This is a genomic window from Pseudomonas sp. SF2, assembly GCF_036858055.1.
Classification (GTDB): Bacteria; Pseudomonadota; Gammaproteobacteria; order Pseudomonadales; family Pseudomonadaceae; genus Aquipseudomonas.
In genome coordinates, this window is sequence record NZ_JAMBDI010000010.1 from 164,164 (window position 1) to 183,408 (window position 19,245).

Below are 19,245 nucleotides of genomic sequence, written 5' to 3' on the forward strand. Positions count from 1 at the left end.
ATCAGGTTACTGATCAATGGACACCAGCCACGCGGCCGATGCTCAGCCCAGCAAGGCCACCGACTTGATCTGGGCAAACAGTATCTGGCCCGGGTGCAGGCCGAGCTGGTCTGCCGAGAAGCGGGTAATGCGCGCGAGCAAGGCATTGCCCCCGGCATCCAGGCTGACCAGCACATGGGCCGGGTTGCCGGCCGGGCGGCTTTCGCGCACGCGCACCGGCAAACGGTTGAGGATGCTCGAAGTGCTGTCGGCTGCCAGGGCCAGGCTGACGTCACGGGCCTGCACCTTGACCCGCAGGGAGCTGCCCACCACCTGGGCCGGGTGAGCGATGCGCAGCAGCGGCCCATCCTTGCCCGGCAGGCGCAGGTCGAGCAGGTCGTAGTGCGGGTCGTGACCCACCACCAGGCCCTCGAACACCACACCGGCATCCTCGCCTTGGGCCAGTGGCAGGTCGAGGCGGGCCAGGGTTTCGCCGATCGGGCCGCTGGCCACCGCCTGGCCCTGTTCCAGCAACACCAGGTGGTCGGCCAGCCGCGCCACTTCGTCCTGGGCATGGCTGACATACACCAGCGGGATTTCCAGTTCGTTGTGCAGGCGTTCCAGGTAGGGCAGGATCTCGCGCTTGCGCGGCCCGTCGAGGGCCGCCAGCGGCTCGTCCATCAGCAACAGTCGCGGGCTGCTGAGCAGGGCGCGGGCAATGCCTACCCGCTGCGCCTCGCCACCGGACAAGGTTGCCGGCCGGCGTGCCAGCAAGTGGCCGATACCCAGCAGCTGGCAGGCCTGGTCGAGGCTGACCTTGCGCTCGGCAGCGGCCACCCGGCGCCAGCCGAATTCCAGGTTGCCACGTACCGACAGGTGCGGGAACAGGCTGGCCTCCTGGAACACGTAGCCCACCGGGCGCAGGTGCGGTGCCTGGAAGTAGCCGCGGGCGCTGTCCTCCCAGACTTCGCCGTTGACTTCGATGTAGGCGCTGGTGGCCCGTTCCAGCCCGGCCAGGCACCGCAGGCAGCTGGTCTTGCCAGAGCCCGAGTGGCCGAACAGCGCGCTGATGCCGCGCCCGGGCAGGTGCAGGTCGACGTCCAGGGTGAATTCGTCGCGCGCCAGTTTCAGGCGCGCCACAATCGATGCGCTCATTTCAGCTCCAGCCAGCTTTGCTGCGGCGTCCAGCGTACAGCAGGAGCAGCACCAGGAACGAGAACAGCAGCATGGCGCCGGCCAGCCAGTGTGCTTGCGAATAGGCCATGGCCTCGACATGGTCGAAGATCTGCACCGAGACCACGCGTGTCTTGTCGGGGATGTTGCCGCCAATCATCAACACCACGCCGAACTCGCCCACGGTATGGGCGAAGCCGAGGATGCTGGCGGTAATGAAGCCTGGGCGGGCCAGCGGCAGCACTACATGGAAGAAGGTGTCCCAGGGGCTGGCGCGCAGCGTGGCGGCCACTTCCAGCGGGCGCTGGCCAATGGCGCCGAAGGCATTCTGCAGCGGCTGGACCACGAACGGCATGGAGTAGATCACCGAGCCGATCACCAGGCCGGTGAAGCTGAACACCGCGCTGCCCAGGCCCAGCGCCTGGGTCGCCTGGCCCAGCCAGCCATGCGGGCCGAGGGCGATCAGCAGGTAGAAACCGATCACCGTGGGTGGCAGCACCAGCGGCAACGCCACCACCGCGCCCACCGGCCCGCGCAGCCACGAGCGCGTGCGCGCCAGCCACCAGGCGATGGGCGTGCCGACGATCAGCAGGATCAGGGTGGTCAGGCTGGCCAGTTTCACGGTCAGCCAGATGGCACCCAGGTCACTCGCGTCCAGTGGCATCAGATTTCATAACCGTAGGATTTGATCACTGCCGCGGCTTTCGGGCCTTTCAGGTAGTCGACCAAGGCCTTGGCAGCAGGGTTGTCCTTGCCCTTTTCGAGGATTACCGCGTCCTGGCGGATGGGCGCGTGCAGGGACGAGGGAACGATCCAGGCCGAACCGCTTTCGACCTTGCCGTCCTTGTAGATTTGCGACAGGGCGACAAAGCCCAGTTCGGCGTTGCCGGTGGAGACGAACTGGAATGCCTGGCTGATGTTCTGCCCTTCGACCAGCTTGGGCCTTGTGGCTTCGGTCAGCTTCAGCTTGTCCAGCACCTGGGTGGCGGCCAGGCCGTAAGGTGCGGTTTTCGGGTTGGCGATGGACAGGTGTTTGAATGCGTTCTTCTTCAGCACTTCGCCGTTGGCGTCGACATAGCCAGGCTTGGCCGACCACAGGGCCAGCGTGCCGATGGCATAGGTGAAGCGCGAGCCCGGGACAATGGCCTTTTCCTGCTCGAGCCTGGCCGGGGTGCTGTCGTCGGCAGCGAGGAATACCTCGAACGGCGCGCCGTTCTTGATCTGTGCGTAGAACTGGCCGGTGGCGCCGTAGGCGGCGACCAGCTTGTGGCCGGTGTCTTTTTCAAAGTCCTTGGCAATGGCCTGGATGGGGGCTGTGAAGTTGGCTGCGACCGCGACCTGGACCTCATCGGCCCAGGCAGTGCTGAAGGCGAGCAGGCCGGCCAGGGCGGTGGCAGCCAGGTGGGGCGGGCGGATACGCATGAACACAGCTCCTTGGGGTTATCGTTATATCCTTAACTATATAGCGATAGGCCATGGACCGTGAAGGGGCCCAGTAATGCTTAAGCAGGCTGGGCCCTTTCGCGGGTAAACCCGCTCCCACAGGGTCGGCACAAAAGGTGAATGTTGCGCAGTACCTGTGGGAGCGGGTTTACCCGCGAAGAGGCCAGGCCTGCTTAGGCGGACGGTTGGCGGCCGAGCACGGCCAGCGCCTTTTCGGCAATCTCCCGGGTCAACGCACCCGCCGGCATATGCTTGCCCAGCCGCAATGCCTGCCCCGACCACAGGTTGCTGAAGTCGCTATTGCCCTGCGGATCCGTAATCGCCCGCAAAGGCATCAACGCCCCACCGGCCAGCGGGAAGCGCGGCGCCAGGTCGCTCATCGGCCCCAGCTCGCGCATGATGCGGTTGTTGATGCCACGCGCCGGTCGGCCGGTGAACAGGTTGGTCAGCGCCGTTTCACTGGCAGGCGCGCTGTCCAGGGCCTGGCGATGCGCCGGCGACACCTTGGCCTCGGGGCAGAACAGGTAAGCCGTGCCGATCTGCACGGCCGAAGCCCCCAAGGCCAGTGCCGCCAACAGGCCGCGGTGGTCAGCAATGCCGCCAGCGGCAATCACAGGGATGCTGACCGCATCGGCCACCTGCGGCACCAGGGCGAAGGTGCCGATCTGGCTGGTGATGTCGTCGCTGAGGAACATGCCGCGATGGCCACCCGCTTCATAGCCCATGGCAATGATCGCATCACAACCGTGGCGCTCCAGCCACACGGCTTCCTCGACGGTGGTGGCGCTGGACAGCACCTTGGCGCCGCTGGCCTTTACCCGCTGCAGCAGGTCAGCCTGCGGCAGGCCGAAGTGGAAGCTCACTACCTCCGGGCGCAGTTGCTCGACCAGCTGGCAGCTCTGCTCGTCGAAAGGCGCGCGGTTGGATACCGGCGTGGGGGCCGCGAAGTCGGCACCCACTTCGCGGTAATAGGGCTCGAGCGCCTGCTTCCAGCGTGCATCGCGCTCGGCATCGGGCGCTGGCGGCTGGTGGCAGAAGAAGTTCAGGTTCAACGGGCGGCCCGGGCAGCCGGTACGGAAGGCGGCGATCTCGGCGCGCACCTGGTCGCCTGTGAGCATGGCGCAGGGCAGGGCGCCCAAACCGCCCGCCAGGCCCACGGCGATGGCCATGCCCGAGCCCGTCGCACCGGCCATGGGGGCCTGCAGAATGGGCAGCTCGATGCCCAGCAGGTCGAGGATGCGGCGGTCGGGCCAGTGGCTCATGCGGTTCTCCTTGCGCGGGCGAGCGGTGCGGCGGGGGCGGGTGTTTACAAGGCTTTGCTGACCTGGATGTCGCTGATCTTCTCGGCATCTTCGCCGTGGATCTTGCGCAGGGCTTCCAGGGCTTGTTCGAGGGAGGCGTCGGGCATCAGCGCAAAATCCCAGCGGCGCTGGCCGTCGAGCTTGTACTTGATGACGTATTTGGTGGTCTGGGTCATGGTGGCCTTATCTGAGTTTCGACGACGAACGACGGACGATCTTGATCTTGTGGGTCAAGGTTGGCTTGCGGGTGACCGAGATCGGGCGGGTGGTCACGGTATCGATGGTGATGTTCCAGAACCCGGTGCTGGGCACGGTGATCTTTGCCGGGAACTTGTCGAAATGGCCGCCGTGGTAGGTGTGACGACCGCCGTTCTTGAAGCTGCGGAAGTTGGCGTCGTTCATCAGGCGGATATTGCAGCGCTGGGAGCACTCGATGACGACGATGTCGTCCTCGTTCAGGTGCTCGCGCTGGTGTACGAATTTCATGTGATGCTCCGCAAGGATTGGTTCTGCAAAGGCAAACGATACCACGATGTCGGGTTACACTGCCGCGCTGTTGCGCCAGGCGCAGATAAATCTGCCAAAGCAGGGAGCAAAACGGCCTGGCCGTGGTCGAATCGGATTCTTGAAGGCAGAGGTGCTGCAAATGAAGTGGATGGTGGCGGCGTTGGCAGTGACGCTGGGTGGCTGTGTGAGTGTTTCGGAACTGGAACAATCGCGTGAAACGCTGGATGTAATCTCTGGCAAGTCTCCGCGCGCGTATGCCGATTGCGTCAAGCAGAATCTGGCCGATACCCGCGACCCGCTGGTGGAAGAGCAGCGCGGCGATGGCCTGCGGCTGATCGTGCCGCAAAAGATCAGCTCGGGCGTGGGCCCGGCGGCGCTGGTGGACATCGACAAGCGTGGCAGCGGCAGCAGCATCAAGCTGCACGAGCGGCTGAACAATTTCCCGCTGCGCCTGGGCGATGTGCGCACCGCAGCCACCAAATGCATCTCCGGTAGTTGATCCAGGGCAAGTGATTACGCTCCTTTTGCTTATATGTTTTAAGCCTAAGCTTATAACAATAGAAAAGGAGATTCGTGATGACACCGTTGAGTCGCGCCGTGATCGGCAGCCTGCTGATCCTGGCCTGGCCCACGGCGCATGCCGCCGATGGCCAGAAAGTCTTCACCCAGGGCGGGGCCAACCCCGCCGCCATGGCTTGCCTGGGTTGCCATGGCCCGGACGGCAAGGGCATTGCCGCTGCCGGCTTCCCGCGCCTGGCCGGACTACCGGCGGCTTACCTCAGCAAGCAATTGCATGACTGGCGCAGCGGCAGCCGCAAGCAGCCGGTGATGGAGCCGCTTGCCAAGGCCCTGAGCGAGGATGAGATCAAGGCGGTCAGCACCTACCTGGCCAGCCTGCCGGCAGACCCCGCAGGCGACCTGCGTCGCCAGCAGATTGCCGATGACCCCACCACCCGCATGGCCCTGTACGGCGACTGGAGCCGGCAGATTCCTGGCTGCGTGCAGTGCCATGGCCCGGGTGGTGGCGGGGTTGGCGAACACTTCCCGCCTTTGGCCGGCCAGCCCGCCAGTTACCTGGTGGCGCAGCTCAATGCCTGGCGTGACGGCACCCGCAGCAATGACCCCAACCAGCTGATGGTCGGCGTGGCCAAGGCCATGACCGATGACGAGATCAAGGCCGTTGCCGAGTTCTTCGCCCGCCCCGCCAGCCAGGAGGTCAAGCCATGAAACCGATGATTCCAGCCCTGTTGTTGTTGGTCGCGGGCAGCGCCCAGGCCGCCCAGATTGCCATGGAAGACCAGTCGCAGTTGAAAGTGCCTGGCGTGCAGGCCGCGCCGCAGTTCGTGCCGCCTGCGGAAAGTGAGTTGCCAGACAATGCCTTTGGCAAGATGGTGCGCGAAGGGCACGCCCTGTTCGTCGACACCCGCAGGCTGATGCCCGAGGCCGTGGGCAACGGCATGAACTGCAGCAACTGCCATCTAGACCAGGGGCGGCTGGCGCATTCCGCGCCGATGTGGGGGGCGTACCCGATGTACCCTGCGTACCGCAAGAAAAACGACAAGGTCAACACCTACGCCGAGCGAATCCAGGGCTGCTTCCAGTTCAGCATGAACGGCAAGCCGCCTGCGGCCGATAGCCCGCAGATGACGGCGCTGGCGGTGTATTCGTACTGGCTGTCGACCAAGGCGCCGACCGGCGTGGAGATTGCCGGGCGTGGTTACCCGGAAGTGCCGCAGCCCAAGGGCGGATACGACTTCAAGCGCGGCCAGCAGGTTTATCGCGAGCAGTGTGCGATTTGCCACGGCGACAACGGTGAAGGGCAGAAGGTGGCGGGCGAGTATGTGATGCCGCCGCTGTGGGGCAAGGATTCCTACAACTGGGGCGCCGGCATGCACCGCATCAACACCGCGGCGTCGTTCATCAAGTACAACATGCCGCTGGGCAAGCCGGGCAGCCTGAGTGACCAGCAGGCCTGGGATGTGGCGGCCTGGATCAATCGCCATGAACGGCCGCAGGATCCGCGGTTGGTGGAAGGCTCCATCGAGAAGACGCGGGTGAAGTTCCATGCCAATGACGGGGTGAACCTGTATGGGCAGAAGGTCGATGGGGTGCTGATCGGGCAGGGGACCGGTAGCTGAGGTAATGCCTGTGCCGGCCTCTTCGCGGGTAAACCCGCTCCCACAGGTACTGCACAGCATTCAGAGTCTGTGGTGATCCTTGTGGGAGCGGGTTTACCCGCGAAGAGGCAGTACAGGTAAGCTCATTCCCTGTCATCCGACTGTCATTGATGACAGCAATATTTACGATCCACCGGAACTATCTACACTGGGTTATCTCTATCATGGCATCGGTCGGCACGGGTGGGGGCATTGTAAGGTGACTGCCGCCTGATTAGACTGCGCCGAATTCCACAGGCCTAGCCTTTTGTAAGGACGTATATGATCAAAAAATGCTTGTTCCCGGCAGCCGGTTACGGCACTCGCTTCCTGCCTGCTACCAAAGCCATGCCCAAGGAAATGCTGCCGGTGGTCAACAAGCCACTGATCCAGTATGGCGTTGAAGAGGCACTGGATGCCGGTCTGAACGAGATTTCCATCGTCACCGGGCGCGGCAAGCGCGCGCTGGAAGACCACTTCGACATCAGCTACGAGCTGGAAAACCAGATCAAGGGCACCGACAAGGAAAAATACCTGGTTGGTATCCGTCGCCTGCTCGACGAGTGCTCGTTCTCCTACACCCGCCAGACCGAAATGAAAGGCCTGGGCCACGCCATCCTGACTGGCCGCCCGCTGATTGGCGACGAGCCGTTCGCCGTGGTGCTGGCGGACGACCTGTGCGTGAACCCGGAAGGTGACGGCGTACTGACCCAGATGGTCAAGCTGTACAACCAGTTCCGTTGCTCGATCGTCGCCATCCAGGAAGTCGACCCGCAGGAAACCAACAAGTACGGTGTGATCGCCGGCGACATGATCCGTGACGATATTTTCCGCGTCACCAACATGGTCGAGAAGCCAAAGCCGGAAGACGCCCCGTCGAACCTGGCGATCATCGGCCGCTACATCCTGACCCCGGACATCTTCGACATCATCGCCAACACCGAGCCGGGCAAAGGTGGCGAGATCCAGATCACCGACGCGCTGATGCAACAGGCGCAGAACGGCTGCGTGATCGCCTACAAGTTCAAAGGCAAGCGTTTCGACTGCGGTGGCGCCGAAGGCTACATCGACGCGACCAACTTCTGCTTCGAGAACTACTACAAGACTGGCAAGGCTTACTGATAAGCCCTGCTGGCCTGAAAGCCACCCTTCGGGGTGGCTTTTTTGTTTGCGGCGGCCAACGGCGTTATGCTGGGCGCCTGCCTAGGAGAGTGAATACATGGCCTACGATTTTGATCTGTTCGTGATTGGTGCCGGGTCCGGTGGTGTGCGCGCGGCGCGGTTTGCCGCCGGCTTCGGCGCAAAGGTGGCAGTGGCCGAGAGCCGCTACCTGGGCGGTACCTGCGTCAACGTGGGCTGCGTGCCGAAAAAACTGCTGGTGTACGGCGCGCACGTTGCCGACGAGCTGGAGCAGGCTGCTGGTTTCGGCTGGACCCTGGAAGAAGGGCATTTCGACTGGGGCACCCTGATCGCCAACAAGAACCGGGAAATCGAACGCCTCAACGGCATCTACCGCAACCTGCTGGTCAACAGCGGGGTCACCCTGTTGCAGGGCCACGCGCGCCTGACCGGTGCCAATGAAGTGGAAGTGGAAGGCCAGCGCTACACCGCCGAGCACATCCTCATCGCCACCGGTGGCTGGCCGCAGGTGCCGGACATCCCGGGCAAGGAACTGGCCATTACCTCCAACGAAGCCTTCTACCTCAAGGACCTGCCACGCCGGGTGCTGGTGGTCGGTGGTGGCTACATCGCCGTCGAGTTCGCCGGCATCTTTCAGGGCCTGGGGGCCGACACCACCTTGCTGTACCGTGGCGACCTGTTCCTGCGTGGCTTCGATGGTTCGGTGCGTACGCACCTGAAGGAAGAACTGGAAAAGCGCGGCCTCGACCTGCAGTTCAACGCCGACATCCAGCGCATCGACAAGCTCGAGGACGGTAGCCTCAAGGCCACCCTCAAGGATGGCCGCGAGCTGGTCACCGATTGTGTGTTTTACGCCACCGGCCGCCGCCCGATGCTCGACAACCTGGGCCTGGAAAACACCGGCGTGGAACTGGACGCGCGCGGCTTCATCCGCGTCGACGACCAGTACCAGACCACCGCACCGTCCATCCTGGCCATCGGTGACGTGATCGGCCGCGTGCAGCTTACCCCGGTGGCTCTGGCCGAAGGCATGGCCGTGGCCCGGCGCCTGTTCAAGCCCGAGCAATACCGCCCGGTGGACTACCAGAACATTCCCACCGCAGTGTTCAGCCAGCCGCCCATCGGCACCGTGGGCCTGACCGAAGAGCAGGCGCTGGAGGCCGGGCACAAGGTGCAGGTGTTCGAAAGCCGCTTCCGCGCGATGAAACTGACCCTGACCGACATCCAGGAAAAGACCCTGATGAAGCTGGTGGTCGATGCCGAGACCGACAAGGTGCTGGGCTGCCACATGGTCGGCCCCGACGCGGGCGAGATCATCCAGGGCCTCGGCGTTGCCCTGAAGGCCGGTGCGACGAAGCAGCAATTCGACGAAACCATTGGCGTGCACCCGACCGCGGCCGAAGAGTTCGTGACCATGCGCACAGCGACGCGCTGAGCGCGTTCCATCCTGTGGGAGCGGCCTTGTGTCGCGAAAGGCCGCTCCCACAAAAGCTGCTTCTACAACAAACCTCCCCGCAATCCTTTGCTCAGCCCATTCCCTTCTATTAATAAACCCCGGTTATAGCCAAAACCAATCAAAAGCATGAGCTTTGCCAATGAGCCTTTATCGGGACCAGCGGTTAGGATTCTCTCCATCAACTGATTCCAACCCCATGAAGGAGCGTCTCTCATGCCAATCATCAACAGCCAGGTCAAACCGTTCAACGCCACCGCCTACCACAAGGGCGAATTCGTCCAGGTCAGCGAAGCCGACCTGAAAGGCAAGTGGTCTGTCGTGTTCTTCTACCCGGCCGACTTCACCTTCGTCTGCCCGACCGAGCTGGGTGACCTCGCCGACAACTACGCCGAGTTCCAGAAGCTGGGCGTGGAAATCTACGGCGTGTCCACCGACACCCACTTCACCCACAAAGCCTGGCACGACACTTCGGACACCATCGGCAAGATCCAGTACCCACTGATCGGTGACCCGACCCACGTTATTTCGCGCAACTTCGACGTGCTGATCGAAGAAGCCGGCCTGGCCGATCGCGGTACCTTCGTGATCAACCCGGAAGGCCAGATCAAGATCGTCGAACTGAACGACGGTGGTGTAGGCCGCGATGCTGCCGAACTGCTGCGTAAAGTGAAAGCTGCCCAGTACGTTGCCGCTCACCCGGGCGAAGTCTGCCCGGCCAAGTGGAAAGAAGGCGAAGCCACCCTGGCGCCATCGCTGGACCTGGTCGGCAAGATCTAAGTCCATGTGCCAGTCGCGGGCGGTGAGCAGCCGCCAAAGCTGAAGTACTTACCGCCCCGTCAAGCGCCCGGGCGACCTCGCCTGGGCGTTTTTGTATCCGAGTTTTGAAAAAGGAATCGCCCGTATGTTGGACGCCACGCTTAAATCGCAACTGAAAACCTACCTGGAGCGGGTCACCCAGCCGATCGAGATCGTTGCTTCCCTCGACGACGGCGCGAAGTCCCGCGAATTGCACGACCTGCTGGTGGAAATTGCCAGCCTGTCGAACCTCATTACCTTTAGCGCGGACGGTACCGACGCCCGTCGTCCTTCGTTCTCGCTGAATCGCCCGGGAGCCGACATAAACCTGCGCTTCGCCGGCATCCCCATGGGCCACGAATTCACCTCGCTGGTGCTGGCACTGCTGCAAGTCGGCGGCCACCCGTCCAAGGCCAGTGCCGAAGTGATCGAGCAGATCCAGGCGCTGGAAGGCGAGTTCACCTTCGAAACCTATTTCTCGCTTTCGTGCCAGAACTGCCCGGACGTGGTCCAGGCGCTGAACCTGATGGCGGTGCTCAACCCCAATGTGCGCCACGTGGCCATCGACGGCGCGCTGTTCCAGGCAGAAGTGGAATCGCGCAAGATCATGGCGGTGCCGAGCATCTACCTGAACGGCGAAGTGTTCGGCCAGGGCCGCATGGGCCTGGAAGAAATCCTTGGCAAGATCGACACCAGCGCAGGTAGCCGCCAGGCCGAGAAGATCAATGCCAAGGATGCCTTCGATGTGCTGGTGGTCGGTGGTGGCCCGGCCGGCGCCTCGGCAGCCATCTATGCCGCGCGTAAAGGCATCCGCACCGGTATTGCGGCCGAGCGTTTCGGCGGCCAGGTGCTCGATACCCTGGCCATCGAGAACTTCATCTCGGTACAGGAAACCGAAGGGCCGAAGCTGGCCACGGCGCTGGAAGAACACGTCAAGCAGTACGACGTGGACATCATGAACCTGCAGCGTGGCGAAGCGCTGATCCCGGCTACCGCTGGCGGCCTGCACGAAGTACGCCTGGCCGGCGGCGCCTCGCTCAAGGCCAAGACCGTGATCCTGGCCACCGGTGCCCGCTGGCGCGAAATGAACGTGCCGGGCGAGCAGGAATACCGCGCCCGTGGCGTGGCCTACTGCCCGCACTGTGACGGCCCGCTGTTCAAGGGCAAGCGCGTGGCGGTGATCGGTGGTGGCAACTCGGGTGTGGAAGCGGCCATCGACCTGGCCGGTATCGTCGCCCAGGTGACGCTGATCGAGTTCGACAGCCAGCTGCGTGCCGATGCGGTGCTGCAGCGCAAGTTGCACAGCTTGCCGAACGTGAAGGTGATCACCAGTGCGCTGACCACCGAAGTGCTGGGCAATGGCGAAAAAGTGACCGGCCTGCGCTACAAGGACCGCACCACCGACCAGCAGCATGAAGTGGCGTTGGAAGGCATCTTCGTGCAGATCGGCCTGCTGCCGAACACCGACTGGCTGAAAGGTACCGTCGAGCTGTCGCCGCGTGGCGAGATCATCGTCGACGCCAAGGGCCAGACCAGCATCCCGGGTGTGTTTGCGGCGGGTGACGTGACGACCGTGCCGTACAAGCAGATCGTGATCGCGGTGGGTGAGGGGGCCAAGGCATCGCTGGCGGCCTTTGACCACCTGATTCGCACGTCGGCACCGGCATAAGCCTGTACCGGCCTCTTCGCGGCCAAAGCCGCTCCCACAGGCACTGCGCAGCTTTTGAAAGCTGTGGAGGTCCCTGTGGGAGCGGCTTTAGCCGCGAAAGGGCCGGTGCAGGCAAAGCAGGAACCTGAAGGTGTCTATGATTACTGCAGACCCTTCAGGAATCACACCCATGACCCTGATCAGCCGCGAACCCTGGTGGCTAGTCCCGCCAAAGCCCGGGCAGCAAGAGCAGGACCTGCACTGGGGTTACCTGGAAATCTACGCCGACGGCCGCACCGTGTTCGTCGACCAGCGCCCCAGTGACCGGGAGCTGGCCGAGCGCAAGAGCTGCCGCAACTTCCCCGACCCCGAGCCGTGACGGCTCAGCCTTCCAGCTCGGCCAGGCGTGCCTCCAGCGCCGCGATGCGGGCTTCCAGGGCTTCGATACGGTCTTCCGACACATTGCCGCCGCTGCGTGCGCCACCTTCCTGCTGCCGTGCAGCCAGGATCGCCTCGATTTCCGCCGGATCGCCCAAGGCATGGGTGTAACGGTCTTCCCGCTGGCCGGCCTGGCGTGGCAGGTGCAAGGCCAGGCCGCGCGAGATCAGGCGCTCCAGCTGGTGCTGGATCTGCTCGGTGTCGTCGAAGTCGTGCAGGCGGTTGCTGCGGGTCAGCAGTTCGTTGAGGGTTTGCGGGCCGCGCAGGAACATCAGGCCCATCAGTACCAGTTGCGCCGGCACCAGCTCCAGCGCCTTGTCCACCCGGTGTTCCCAGCGGTCGGCGCGGCTGCCCATCTGCAGGCGGGTCATGCCTTGCCCTTCGAGGGCGCGCAGGGCCTGGCCGACCTGGCCTTGGGTGAGGTTCATCACCGGCTCGCGGCTGGTCTTCTGGTTGCAGGCCAGAACCAGGGCATTGAGGGTCAGCGGGTAGCTTTCCGGGCTGGTGGCCTGCTTCTCGATCAGCGAGCCGAGAATACGGATCTCGATGCTGTTGAAGCGGCCTTCGCCGGCGGTTTCGTGTTCTGACATGGCCCTGTCTCATTGCTGGGGAAAGGCCACTAGGGTAGGTAATGCCATCGTGTTAGGCAATTGGCACCTGTGGGAGCGGGTGAACCCGCTCCCACAGGGCCCCGGCAATCTCAAGCGGTGCGCTGCTCTTCGGCCTGGCACGCCGCTGCGGTAAACAGCACATCGGTCGACGAATTCAGCGCCGTCTCGGCCGAGTCCTGCAGCACGCCGATGATGAAGCCCACTGCCACCACCTGCATGGCAATTTCGCTAGGGATGCCAAACAGGCTGCATGCCAGCGGAATCAGCAGCAGCGAACCACCGGCCACACCCGAGGCGCCGCAGGCACACACCGCCGCCACCACGCTGAGCAGCACAGCGGTCGGCAGGTCCACCGGAATACCCAGGGTATGCACCGCCGCCAGGGTCAGCACGGTGATGGTGATGGCGGCACCGGCCATGTTGATGGTCGCACCCAGCGGGATCGACACCGAGTAGGTGTCCTCATGCAGGCCAAGGCGCTCCGACAAGGCCAGGTTCACCGGAATGTTGGCCGCCGAGCTGCGGGTGAAGAACGCGGTGATACCGCTTTCGCGCAGGCACAGCAGGGTCAGCGGGTACGGGTTGCGGCGAATTTTCCAGAACACGATCAGCGGGTTCATCACCAGCGCCACGAACAGCATGCAGCCGATCAGCACCGCCAGCAGGTGCAGGTAACCGAGCAGGGCGTCCAGACCCGACTGGGCCAGGGTGGCGCTGACCAGGCCAAAGATGCCCAGCGGGGCGAAGCGGATGACCACGCGCACGATCAGGGTCACGCCATTGGACAGGTCCTCGACCACGGTGCGGGTGGTTTCGCCGGCATGGCGCAGGGCCACGCCCAGGCCGATGGCCCAGGTCAGTATGCCGATGAAGTTGGCGTTGAGCAGGGCGTTGATCGGGTTGTCGACCGCACTCAGCAGCAGGTTCTGCAGCACCTCGGTAATGCCGCCCGGCGCGCTCAGCGTAGCCTCGCCGGTGCTCAGCACCAGGTTGGACGGGAACAGCATGCTGGCGACCACCGCGACTACTGCGGCGCCGAAGGTGCCCAGCAGGTACAGCCAGAGGATCGGGCGAATATGGGTTTCCTGGCCGTGGCGGTGGTTGGCGATCGAGGCCATGACCAGGATGAACACCAGCACGGGGGCCACCGCCTTGAGGGCGCTGACGAACACTTTCCCGAGGAAGGCCATGTCGCGGGCGATGGCGGGCGCAAGCAGGGCCAGGGCGATGCCGGCGATCAGGCCGATGACGATCTGCGTCACCAGGCTGGTGCGGTTGAGGAAGCGGAGGACAGGGGTCATGTGCAGCGATATCCCAGCATGTTCAAAAAGGGCGCGACTTTACCATAGACCTTTGTCTAGCAGGGGCGAGCTCTTCGCGGGCATGCCCGCTCCCACAGGTACTGCACCGGCCTCAAATGCTGTGCGGTCCCTGTGGGAGCGGGCGTGCCCGCAAAGAAACCACCACGGTCACCAGTGAAACAACTCCCGCCGCGCCCCCTCGGTAATCGCCACGATCCCCGGGTGCTTGACCTTGCGCTCCACCGAAATGGCATAGAACGACTCGTGCACGGCCTCGGTCTGCCCGATCAGCACCACGCCATACTGGCGGCACACTTCCTCGGCGATCACGCTGGGCGCGACGAAGATGCCGCTGCCCGACTGCCCGAATGCCTGCATCAAGGCACTGTCATCGAACTCACCCACGATCCGCGGCTGCACCTGCTGCTCAGCCAGCCAGCGCAGCAGGCGGCTGCGGACCACGGTTTCCTGCCCGGGAATAAGCAATGGCGCATCCTGCAGGCAGGCGGGGAAGGGGCCTTCAAGGCGTTGTGCCAGCGCCGGGGTGGCGAAGAAGCTCAACCCGCATTCGCCCAGCTTCTGGCTATAGCCCTTGATGTCCAGGTGGCTGGGCATGGGGCTGTCGGAAATCACCAGGTCCAGGCGCTGGATCGCCAGGTCGGCCAGCAGCCGTTCGAGCTTGTCTTCACGGCAGTTGATGCGCAGCACGTCGTCCAGCTCCATGGTCGGCGCCAGCAGGCGGTAGACGATGGACTTGGGCACCACGTCAGCCACGCCCACGCGGAACAGGATCTGCTCTTGCGGGCCGGCCCGCAGCATGGCTTCCAGTTCGCCGCCCAGCTGGAACATCTGCTCGGCATAGATCAGCGTCTGGCGCCCTGTTTCGGTCAGCTCCAGCTGCCGCCCCACGCGCTGGAACAACTCCAGGCCGTAGGTCTGTTCGAACAGGCTGATCTGCCCGCTGATGGTTTGCGGGGTCAGGTTCAACTGTTCGCTGGCGCGGGCGATGCTGCCGGTCTTGGCCACGGCCCAGAAGTAGTGCAACTGCCGATAGTTGAGCATCGGTGCTTTCCGGATTCGTAAAAACCGAAGTATAACCGCTGAAAATACGAATTTTCCTGATGTATTACGCTCTTTAGAATGCGACCCCATCAGGCGCCCTGTGCGCCGCCGCAATATCGACAAGCGAGGAACCCATGCTGCAACTCAAATCCATCGGCACGCCGCTGGTGCTGGCCTTGGCCCTGTTCACCCTGGCCGGTTGCGAGCAGGCCGAGAAATCCGCCCAACAGATGCTCGACCAGGCCGCACAGTCGGCCAAGCAAGCCATCGACGACACCAACAAGGCCGCGCAGCAGGCGTTGAGCGAGGCCATCGGCAGCGAAGGGCACAAGCCCAAGGACGCTGAAAAGAAAGAAGACACCCAGGAAATCTGACCCCAACCGCTGCTGCAGGATTTGAACAATGGAATACTTGCTGGAACTCGTCGCTAGCCCTACCGCCTGGGTTGCCCTGGCCACGCTGGTGGCCATGGAAGTTGTACTGGGTATCGACAACCTGATCTTCATCTCCATCCTGACCAACAAACTGCCGGTGGAGTACCGCTCCAAGGCCCGCCGTATCGGTATCAGCATGGCCCTGGTCATGCGCCTGGCCTTGCTCAGCACGGTGGCCTGGATCGTCCAGTTGACCGACCCGGTGTTCGAAGTGTTCGGTAATGCCTTCTCCTGGAAGGACGTGATCCTGATTGCCGGCGGCCTGTTCCTGCTGTGGAAGGCGACCAAGGAGATCCACGAGAACGTCGACCCGCACGGGGCCAAGGAAGAAGCCAAGGTGTCGTCGACGGTTACCCTGGGCTTTGCCGCGGCGATCTTCCAGATCCTGTTGCTGGACATCGTCTTCTCGGTCGACAGCATCATCACCGCCGTGGGCATGACCGAGCACCTGCCGATCATGATCATTGCCGTTATCACTGCCGTGATCGTCATGATGGTGGCCGCCGACCCGTTGGCCAACTTCATCAACGACAACCCGACCGTGGTAATGCTGGCCCTGGGCTTCCTGATCATGATCGGCATGACGCTGATCGCCGAAGGTTTTGGCGCTCATGTACCGAAGGGTTATGTGTACGCGGCCATGGCCTTCTCGACGGCGATCGAGGTCCTCAACATCCTGGCCCGTCGGGCGCGGTTGAAGCGTGAGGCGGCTGAAGGTTGATGTGAAAGGGCGGGGCGCTTGCGCCCCGTTCGCGGGTGAACCCGCTCCCACAAGCACCCCGCCGCTTTTGAAGGCAGTGGAGGACCTTGTGGGAGCGGGTTCACCCGCGAATGGGCTCAGGAATTTTTGAAATCAGTGCACCCCGGCATGCCGCCGTGCCCGGCGCACAGGCTGTGGCTTGGCAGGGACCTGCGGTGGCAGGTGATGGTGGGAATGACGCCGCACGATACGCAGTACCCCCCACAGCATGGCGGCTGCGACGCTCAGCCACATGCCCACCAGCATGAGGATTGCCATGGTCAGGCTCATCTGTGCCTCCATCTCTACAGGCCGCGCTCGGTCAACCGGCGCTGGCCGTCCAGACACTGCTTTAGTCTAGCCCTTCGCCTGTGACGTTCCATTGACCAAAGGTCTATTGCTTGGTCCGATTTGCTCCTAACCGGTGTCGGACTATACCCGCGCCGCTGTCCGACCTATGATCGGTGGCCAGAGCCGGGCGCTGCCTGCCTGGCGTTGGAGCAAGCGAGTGTCCATGCAGCAACATTCCTTCAAGACCACCCCCCGTCGGCTGCTGGCTGCCTGCCTGGTAGCGGCTAGCCTGGCCGGCTGTGCCAGCGCACCTTCCGCCAACCTCAAGGGCCTGCCGCAGCGGGTCGAGATCAGCAGCGTGCCGTTCTACCGTGGCAACGCCAACCACAGCGGGGCCATGGCATTGGCGGCGGTGCTGTCGCAACAGGGGGCACCGATCACGCCGGGGCTGCTGGACAAACCGCTGAACCTGCCCCACGGCGCCGAGGCGCTGGACACCGGCATCCCCCGCGTGGCGCGCGACTACGGCATGGTGGTGTATCCGCTGGACAAGCAGCTGGACGCGCTGTTGACCCAGGTGGCGGCGGGCAACCCGGTGCTGCTGCGTTACGAGGACGGTTCGGCCTGGTGGAGCGAGCCACGCTACGCCGTGTTGATCGGCTACGACCGCTACAAGCAGCGGGTGCTGTTGCGCTCGGGCATGCATCGGCGGCAGGTGATGGGCTTCGATGCCTTTGCATCGGCATGGGCGAAGCTGGGAAGTTGGGCGGTGCTGGTGCAGCCACCACGGCAACTGCCGGCCCAGGTGGACCGCCAGCGCTGGCTGCAGGCTGCAGATGAACTGGCCCGGGCGGGGCAGGAGATTGCGGCGAAGCAGGCTGTGAGTAGCCTGAACAAATAGCTTTATCTCTGCCGGCCCTTTCGCGGGTGAACCCGCTCCCACAGGAAACCCGCTGCCCTCAGGTGCAGTGATATCCCTGTGGGAGCGGGTTTACCCGCGAAGAGGCCAGGCCTGCCTACATCAGAAGCCCAGGCGATCGCGCAGGCTGTAGTACCAGGCCCCAATGGCGCTGAACGGCACGCGCAGCATCTGGCCACCCGGGAACGGGTAGTGCGGCAGGCCGGCGAAGGCGTCGAAACGCTCGGCCTGGCCACGCATGGCCTCGGCCAGCACCTTGCCCGCCAGGTGGGTGTAGGTCACGCCGTGACCCGAGCAGCCCTGCGAGTAGTAGATGTTGTCACCGATACGGCCAACCTGCGGCAGGCGCGACAGGGTCAGCAGGAAGTTGCCGGTCCAGGCGTAGTCGATCTTCACGTTCTTCAGCTGCGGGAAGGCCTTGAGCATCTTCGGACGGATGATCGCCTCGATGTTGGCCGGGTCACGCGCGCCGTACACCACGCCACCACCGAAGATCAGGCGCTTGTCGCTGGTCAGGCGGTAGTAGTCGAGCAGGTAGTTGCAGTCCTCTACGCAGTAGTCCTGCGGCAGCAGGGTGCGCGCCAGTTCGTCGCCCAGTGGCTCGGTGGTGATCACCTGGGTGCCACATGGCATGGACTTGCTGGCCAGCTCTGGCACCAGGTTGCCCAGGTAGGCGTTGCCGGCGACGATGATGAACTTGGCGCGGACCTTGCCCTGCGGGGTGTGCACCACCGGGTTGGCGCCACGCTCGATGCGTACGGCCGGGGTTTGCTCATAGATGATGCCGCCCAGCGACTCGACCGCGGCGGCTTCGCCCAGGGCCAGGTTCAGTGGGTGGATGTGGCCGCCGCTCATGTCCAGCATGCCGCCCACATAGTTGTCGCAGGCGACCACTTCGCGGATGCGCTTCTGGTCCATCAGCTCCAGCTGGTTGTGACCGAAACGTTCCCACAGGCGCTTTTGCGACTCCAGGTGGCCCATCTGCTTGCTGGTGAGGGCAGCGAACACGCCACCGTCCTTCAGGTCGCACTGGATGTTGTACTTGGCCACGCGCTCACGAATGATACGCCCGCCTTCAAAGGCCATCTGGCCCAGCAGTTGGGCCTCCCTGGGGCCGACGGTGCGTTCGATGACGTCGATGTCGCGGCTGTAGCTGTTGACGATCTGGCCGCCGTTGCGGCCCGACGCGCCGAAGCCGACCTTGGCTGCTTCGACGATGCTCACCTTGAAGCCGTTCTCCAGCAGGAACAGGGCGCTGGACAGGCCGGTGTAGCCGGCACCGATGATGCACACATCAGTTTCCACCTCACCCTGCAGCGCCGGACGTGGCGGCACCGGGTTGGCCGAGGCGGCGTAGTAGGACTGGGGGTAGGGGGTGTTAGCCATGCTGCAGGAACCTCGTGTTTTATATTTTTAACGAATGTACCGATGCTATCAATAATAATAAACACCCGCTAGTCGTCCGTTGAAAATCCTTTACTCGATCCCCGCCAGCGCGCCTTTCTATAAAGAGTTTAAGATTCAGTAGGTTAGCGCGAAAAAAAGTGTTGACAGGGTTTTTGGAATGAGTAGAATGCGCACCACAGGACAGGCACATAGCTCAGTTGGTTAGAGCACCACCTTGACATGGTGGGGGTCGTTGGTTCGAGTCCAATTGTGCCTACCAAATCGAAGAAGGGGTGATCCGCAAGGGTCACCCCTTTTTTCATTGGGGTTTCATGCGGCCTGATGCGCCAAGCGCCCTCTCTATGCATGAATCTCGAAAGTTTTTGATTTTTCTCAAAAAAACGCTTTACAGGTACGCATTCGATCACTAATATGCGCACCACACGACAGGCACATAGCTCAGTTG

At 63.4% G+C, this 19,245-nt stretch carries 22 protein-coding genes and 1 tRNA gene; 12 read left to right on the forward strand and 11 right to left on the reverse strand.

Annotated elements, in window-relative coordinates:
- Nucleotides 1–42: 42 nt before the first annotated feature.
- From modC to M2S36_RS07860, 6 genes are all read right to left on the reverse strand, one after another.
- A complete protein-coding gene (modC, locus tag M2S36_RS07835) occupies nt 43–1,134 on the reverse strand; it encodes a molybdenum ABC transporter ATP-binding protein (protein ID WP_207831256.1) in 1,092 nt (363 codons plus the stop codon).
- Between the two features lies 1 nt (nt 1,135).
- Nucleotides 1,136–1,816, reverse strand: a complete 681-nt coding sequence (gene modB, locus M2S36_RS07840) for a molybdate ABC transporter permease subunit (protein WP_207831257.1) — start codon at nt 1,814–1,816, stop codon at nt 1,136–1,138.
- Nucleotides 1,816–2,574, reverse strand: a complete 759-nt coding sequence (modA, locus tag M2S36_RS07845; RefSeq protein ID WP_207831260.1) for a molybdate ABC transporter substrate-binding protein — start codon at nt 2,572–2,574, stop codon at nt 1,816–1,818. The genes modB and modA overlap by 1 nt, the downstream gene beginning before the upstream one ends.
- A gap of 194 nt (nt 2,575–2,768) precedes the next feature.
- Nucleotides 2,769–3,857, reverse strand: coding sequence for an NAD(P)H-dependent flavin oxidoreductase (locus M2S36_RS07850; protein ID WP_333956931.1), 1,089 nt, complete (start codon nt 3,855–3,857; stop codon nt 2,769–2,771).
- Between the two features lie 44 nt (nt 3,858–3,901).
- Nucleotides 3,902–4,072 (reverse strand): hypothetical protein, encoded by a 171-nt coding sequence (locus tag M2S36_RS07855; RefSeq protein WP_013973186.1) that lies wholly within the window; start codon nt 4,070–4,072, stop codon nt 3,902–3,904.
- Between the two features lie 7 nt (nt 4,073–4,079).
- A complete protein-coding gene (locus M2S36_RS07860) occupies nt 4,080–4,382 on the reverse strand; it encodes a DUF1883 domain-containing protein (RefSeq protein ID WP_004375922.1) in 303 nt (100 codons plus the stop codon).
- Nucleotides 4,383–4,542: 160 nt separating this feature from the next.
- Here M2S36_RS07860 and M2S36_RS07865 point away from each other — a divergent pair, with 160 nt between their 5' ends.
- The 8 genes from M2S36_RS07865 to M2S36_RS07900 all read left to right on the forward strand — a co-directional run bounded on the left by M2S36_RS07865 (nt 4,543) and on the right by M2S36_RS07900 (nt 11,977).
- Nucleotides 4,543–4,902, forward strand: coding sequence for a hypothetical protein (locus M2S36_RS07865; RefSeq protein ID WP_207831264.1), 360 nt, complete (start codon nt 4,543–4,545; stop codon nt 4,900–4,902).
- Nucleotides 4,903–4,979: 77 nt separating this feature from the next.
- Nucleotides 4,980–5,630: a c-type cytochrome gene (locus M2S36_RS07870; protein ID WP_207831266.1), complete on the forward strand. Its 651-nt coding sequence runs from the start codon at nt 4,980–4,982 to the stop codon at nt 5,628–5,630.
- On the forward strand, nt 5,627–6,541 hold the full coding sequence (locus M2S36_RS07875) for a c-type cytochrome (protein ID WP_333956933.1): 915 nt from the start codon (nt 5,627–5,629) through the stop codon (nt 6,539–6,541). The genes M2S36_RS07870 and M2S36_RS07875 overlap by 4 nt, the downstream gene beginning before the upstream one ends.
- A 300-nt stretch (nt 6,542–6,841) precedes the next feature.
- The gene (gene galU / locus M2S36_RS07880; RefSeq protein ID WP_013973181.1) at nt 6,842–7,681 is read left to right on the forward strand and encodes a UTP--glucose-1-phosphate uridylyltransferase GalU; all 840 of its coding nucleotides are present in this window, start codon (nt 6,842–6,844) and stop codon (nt 7,679–7,681) included.
- Nucleotides 7,682–7,778: 97 nt separating this feature from the next.
- Nucleotides 7,779–9,134 (forward strand): glutathione-disulfide reductase, encoded by a 1,356-nt coding sequence (gene gorA, locus M2S36_RS07885; RefSeq protein WP_207831270.1) that lies wholly within the window; start codon nt 7,779–7,781, stop codon nt 9,132–9,134.
- A gap of 234 nt (nt 9,135–9,368) precedes the next feature.
- Nucleotides 9,369–9,932: an alkyl hydroperoxide reductase subunit C gene (gene ahpC / locus M2S36_RS07890; RefSeq protein WP_004375926.1), complete on the forward strand. Its 564-nt coding sequence runs from the start codon at nt 9,369–9,371 to the stop codon at nt 9,930–9,932.
- A 124-nt stretch (nt 9,933–10,056) separates the two neighbouring features.
- On the forward strand, nt 10,057–11,619 hold the full coding sequence (gene ahpF / locus M2S36_RS07895) for an alkyl hydroperoxide reductase subunit F (RefSeq protein WP_207837021.1): 1,563 nt from the start codon (nt 10,057–10,059) through the stop codon (nt 11,617–11,619).
- A 169-nt stretch (nt 11,620–11,788) separates the two neighbouring features.
- Complete coding sequence (locus M2S36_RS07900; RefSeq protein WP_013973178.1) at nt 11,789–11,977, forward strand: hypothetical protein; 189 nt, start codon at nt 11,789–11,791, stop codon at nt 11,975–11,977.
- A 4-nt stretch (nt 11,978–11,981) separates the two neighbouring features.
- Here the strand turns inward: M2S36_RS07900 and M2S36_RS07905 are convergent, their stop codons facing one another.
- The 3 genes from M2S36_RS07905 to nhaR form a co-directional block, all read right to left on the reverse strand.
- Nucleotides 11,982–12,626, reverse strand: a complete 645-nt coding sequence (locus M2S36_RS07905) for a YceH family protein (RefSeq protein ID WP_207837006.1) — start codon at nt 12,624–12,626, stop codon at nt 11,982–11,984.
- A 110-nt stretch (nt 12,627–12,736) separates the two neighbouring features.
- Complete coding sequence (gene sstT, locus M2S36_RS07910) at nt 12,737–13,948, reverse strand: serine/threonine transporter SstT (protein ID WP_207837004.1); 1,212 nt, start codon at nt 13,946–13,948, stop codon at nt 12,737–12,739.
- Nucleotides 13,949–14,116: 168 nt separating this feature from the next.
- A complete protein-coding gene (gene nhaR, locus M2S36_RS07915; protein ID WP_207836994.1) occupies nt 14,117–15,010 on the reverse strand; it encodes a transcriptional activator NhaR in 894 nt (297 codons plus the stop codon).
- Nucleotides 15,011–15,144: 134 nt separating this feature from the next.
- Between nhaR and M2S36_RS07920 the strand changes: the two genes are divergently transcribed.
- Nucleotides 15,145–15,384 carry a hypothetical protein gene (locus tag M2S36_RS07920; protein WP_063912438.1) on the forward strand — a complete coding sequence of 80 codons (240 nt, stop codon included), beginning with the start codon at nt 15,145–15,147 and terminating at the stop codon, nt 15,382–15,384.
- Nucleotides 15,385–15,412: 28 nt separating this feature from the next.
- A complete protein-coding gene (locus M2S36_RS07925; RefSeq protein WP_063912437.1) occupies nt 15,413–16,165 on the forward strand; it encodes a TerC family protein in 753 nt (250 codons plus the stop codon).
- A 132-nt stretch (nt 16,166–16,297) separates the two neighbouring features.
- Here the strand turns inward: M2S36_RS07925 and M2S36_RS07930 are convergent, their stop codons facing one another.
- Nucleotides 16,298–16,474, reverse strand: a complete 177-nt coding sequence (locus M2S36_RS07930) for a hypothetical protein (protein ID WP_207836984.1) — start codon at nt 16,472–16,474, stop codon at nt 16,298–16,300.
- Between the two features lie 166 nt (nt 16,475–16,640).
- Here M2S36_RS07930 and M2S36_RS07935 point away from each other — a divergent pair, with 166 nt between their 5' ends.
- Nucleotides 16,641–17,375, forward strand: coding sequence for a peptidase C39 family protein (locus M2S36_RS07935; protein WP_241105765.1), 735 nt, complete (start codon nt 16,641–16,643; stop codon nt 17,373–17,375).
- A gap of 120 nt (nt 17,376–17,495) precedes the next feature.
- On the opposite strand, the gene M2S36_RS07940 is transcribed toward M2S36_RS07935, so the two are convergent.
- Complete coding sequence (locus tag M2S36_RS07940) at nt 17,496–18,779, reverse strand: NAD(P)/FAD-dependent oxidoreductase (RefSeq protein ID WP_063912435.1); 1,284 nt, start codon at nt 18,777–18,779, stop codon at nt 17,496–17,498.
- A 203-nt stretch (nt 18,780–18,982) separates the two neighbouring features.
- Between M2S36_RS07940 and M2S36_RS07945 the strand changes: the two genes are divergently transcribed.
- Nucleotides 18,983–19,059 (forward strand) — tRNA-Val (locus M2S36_RS07945).
- Nucleotides 19,060–19,245 lie beyond the last annotated feature (186 nt).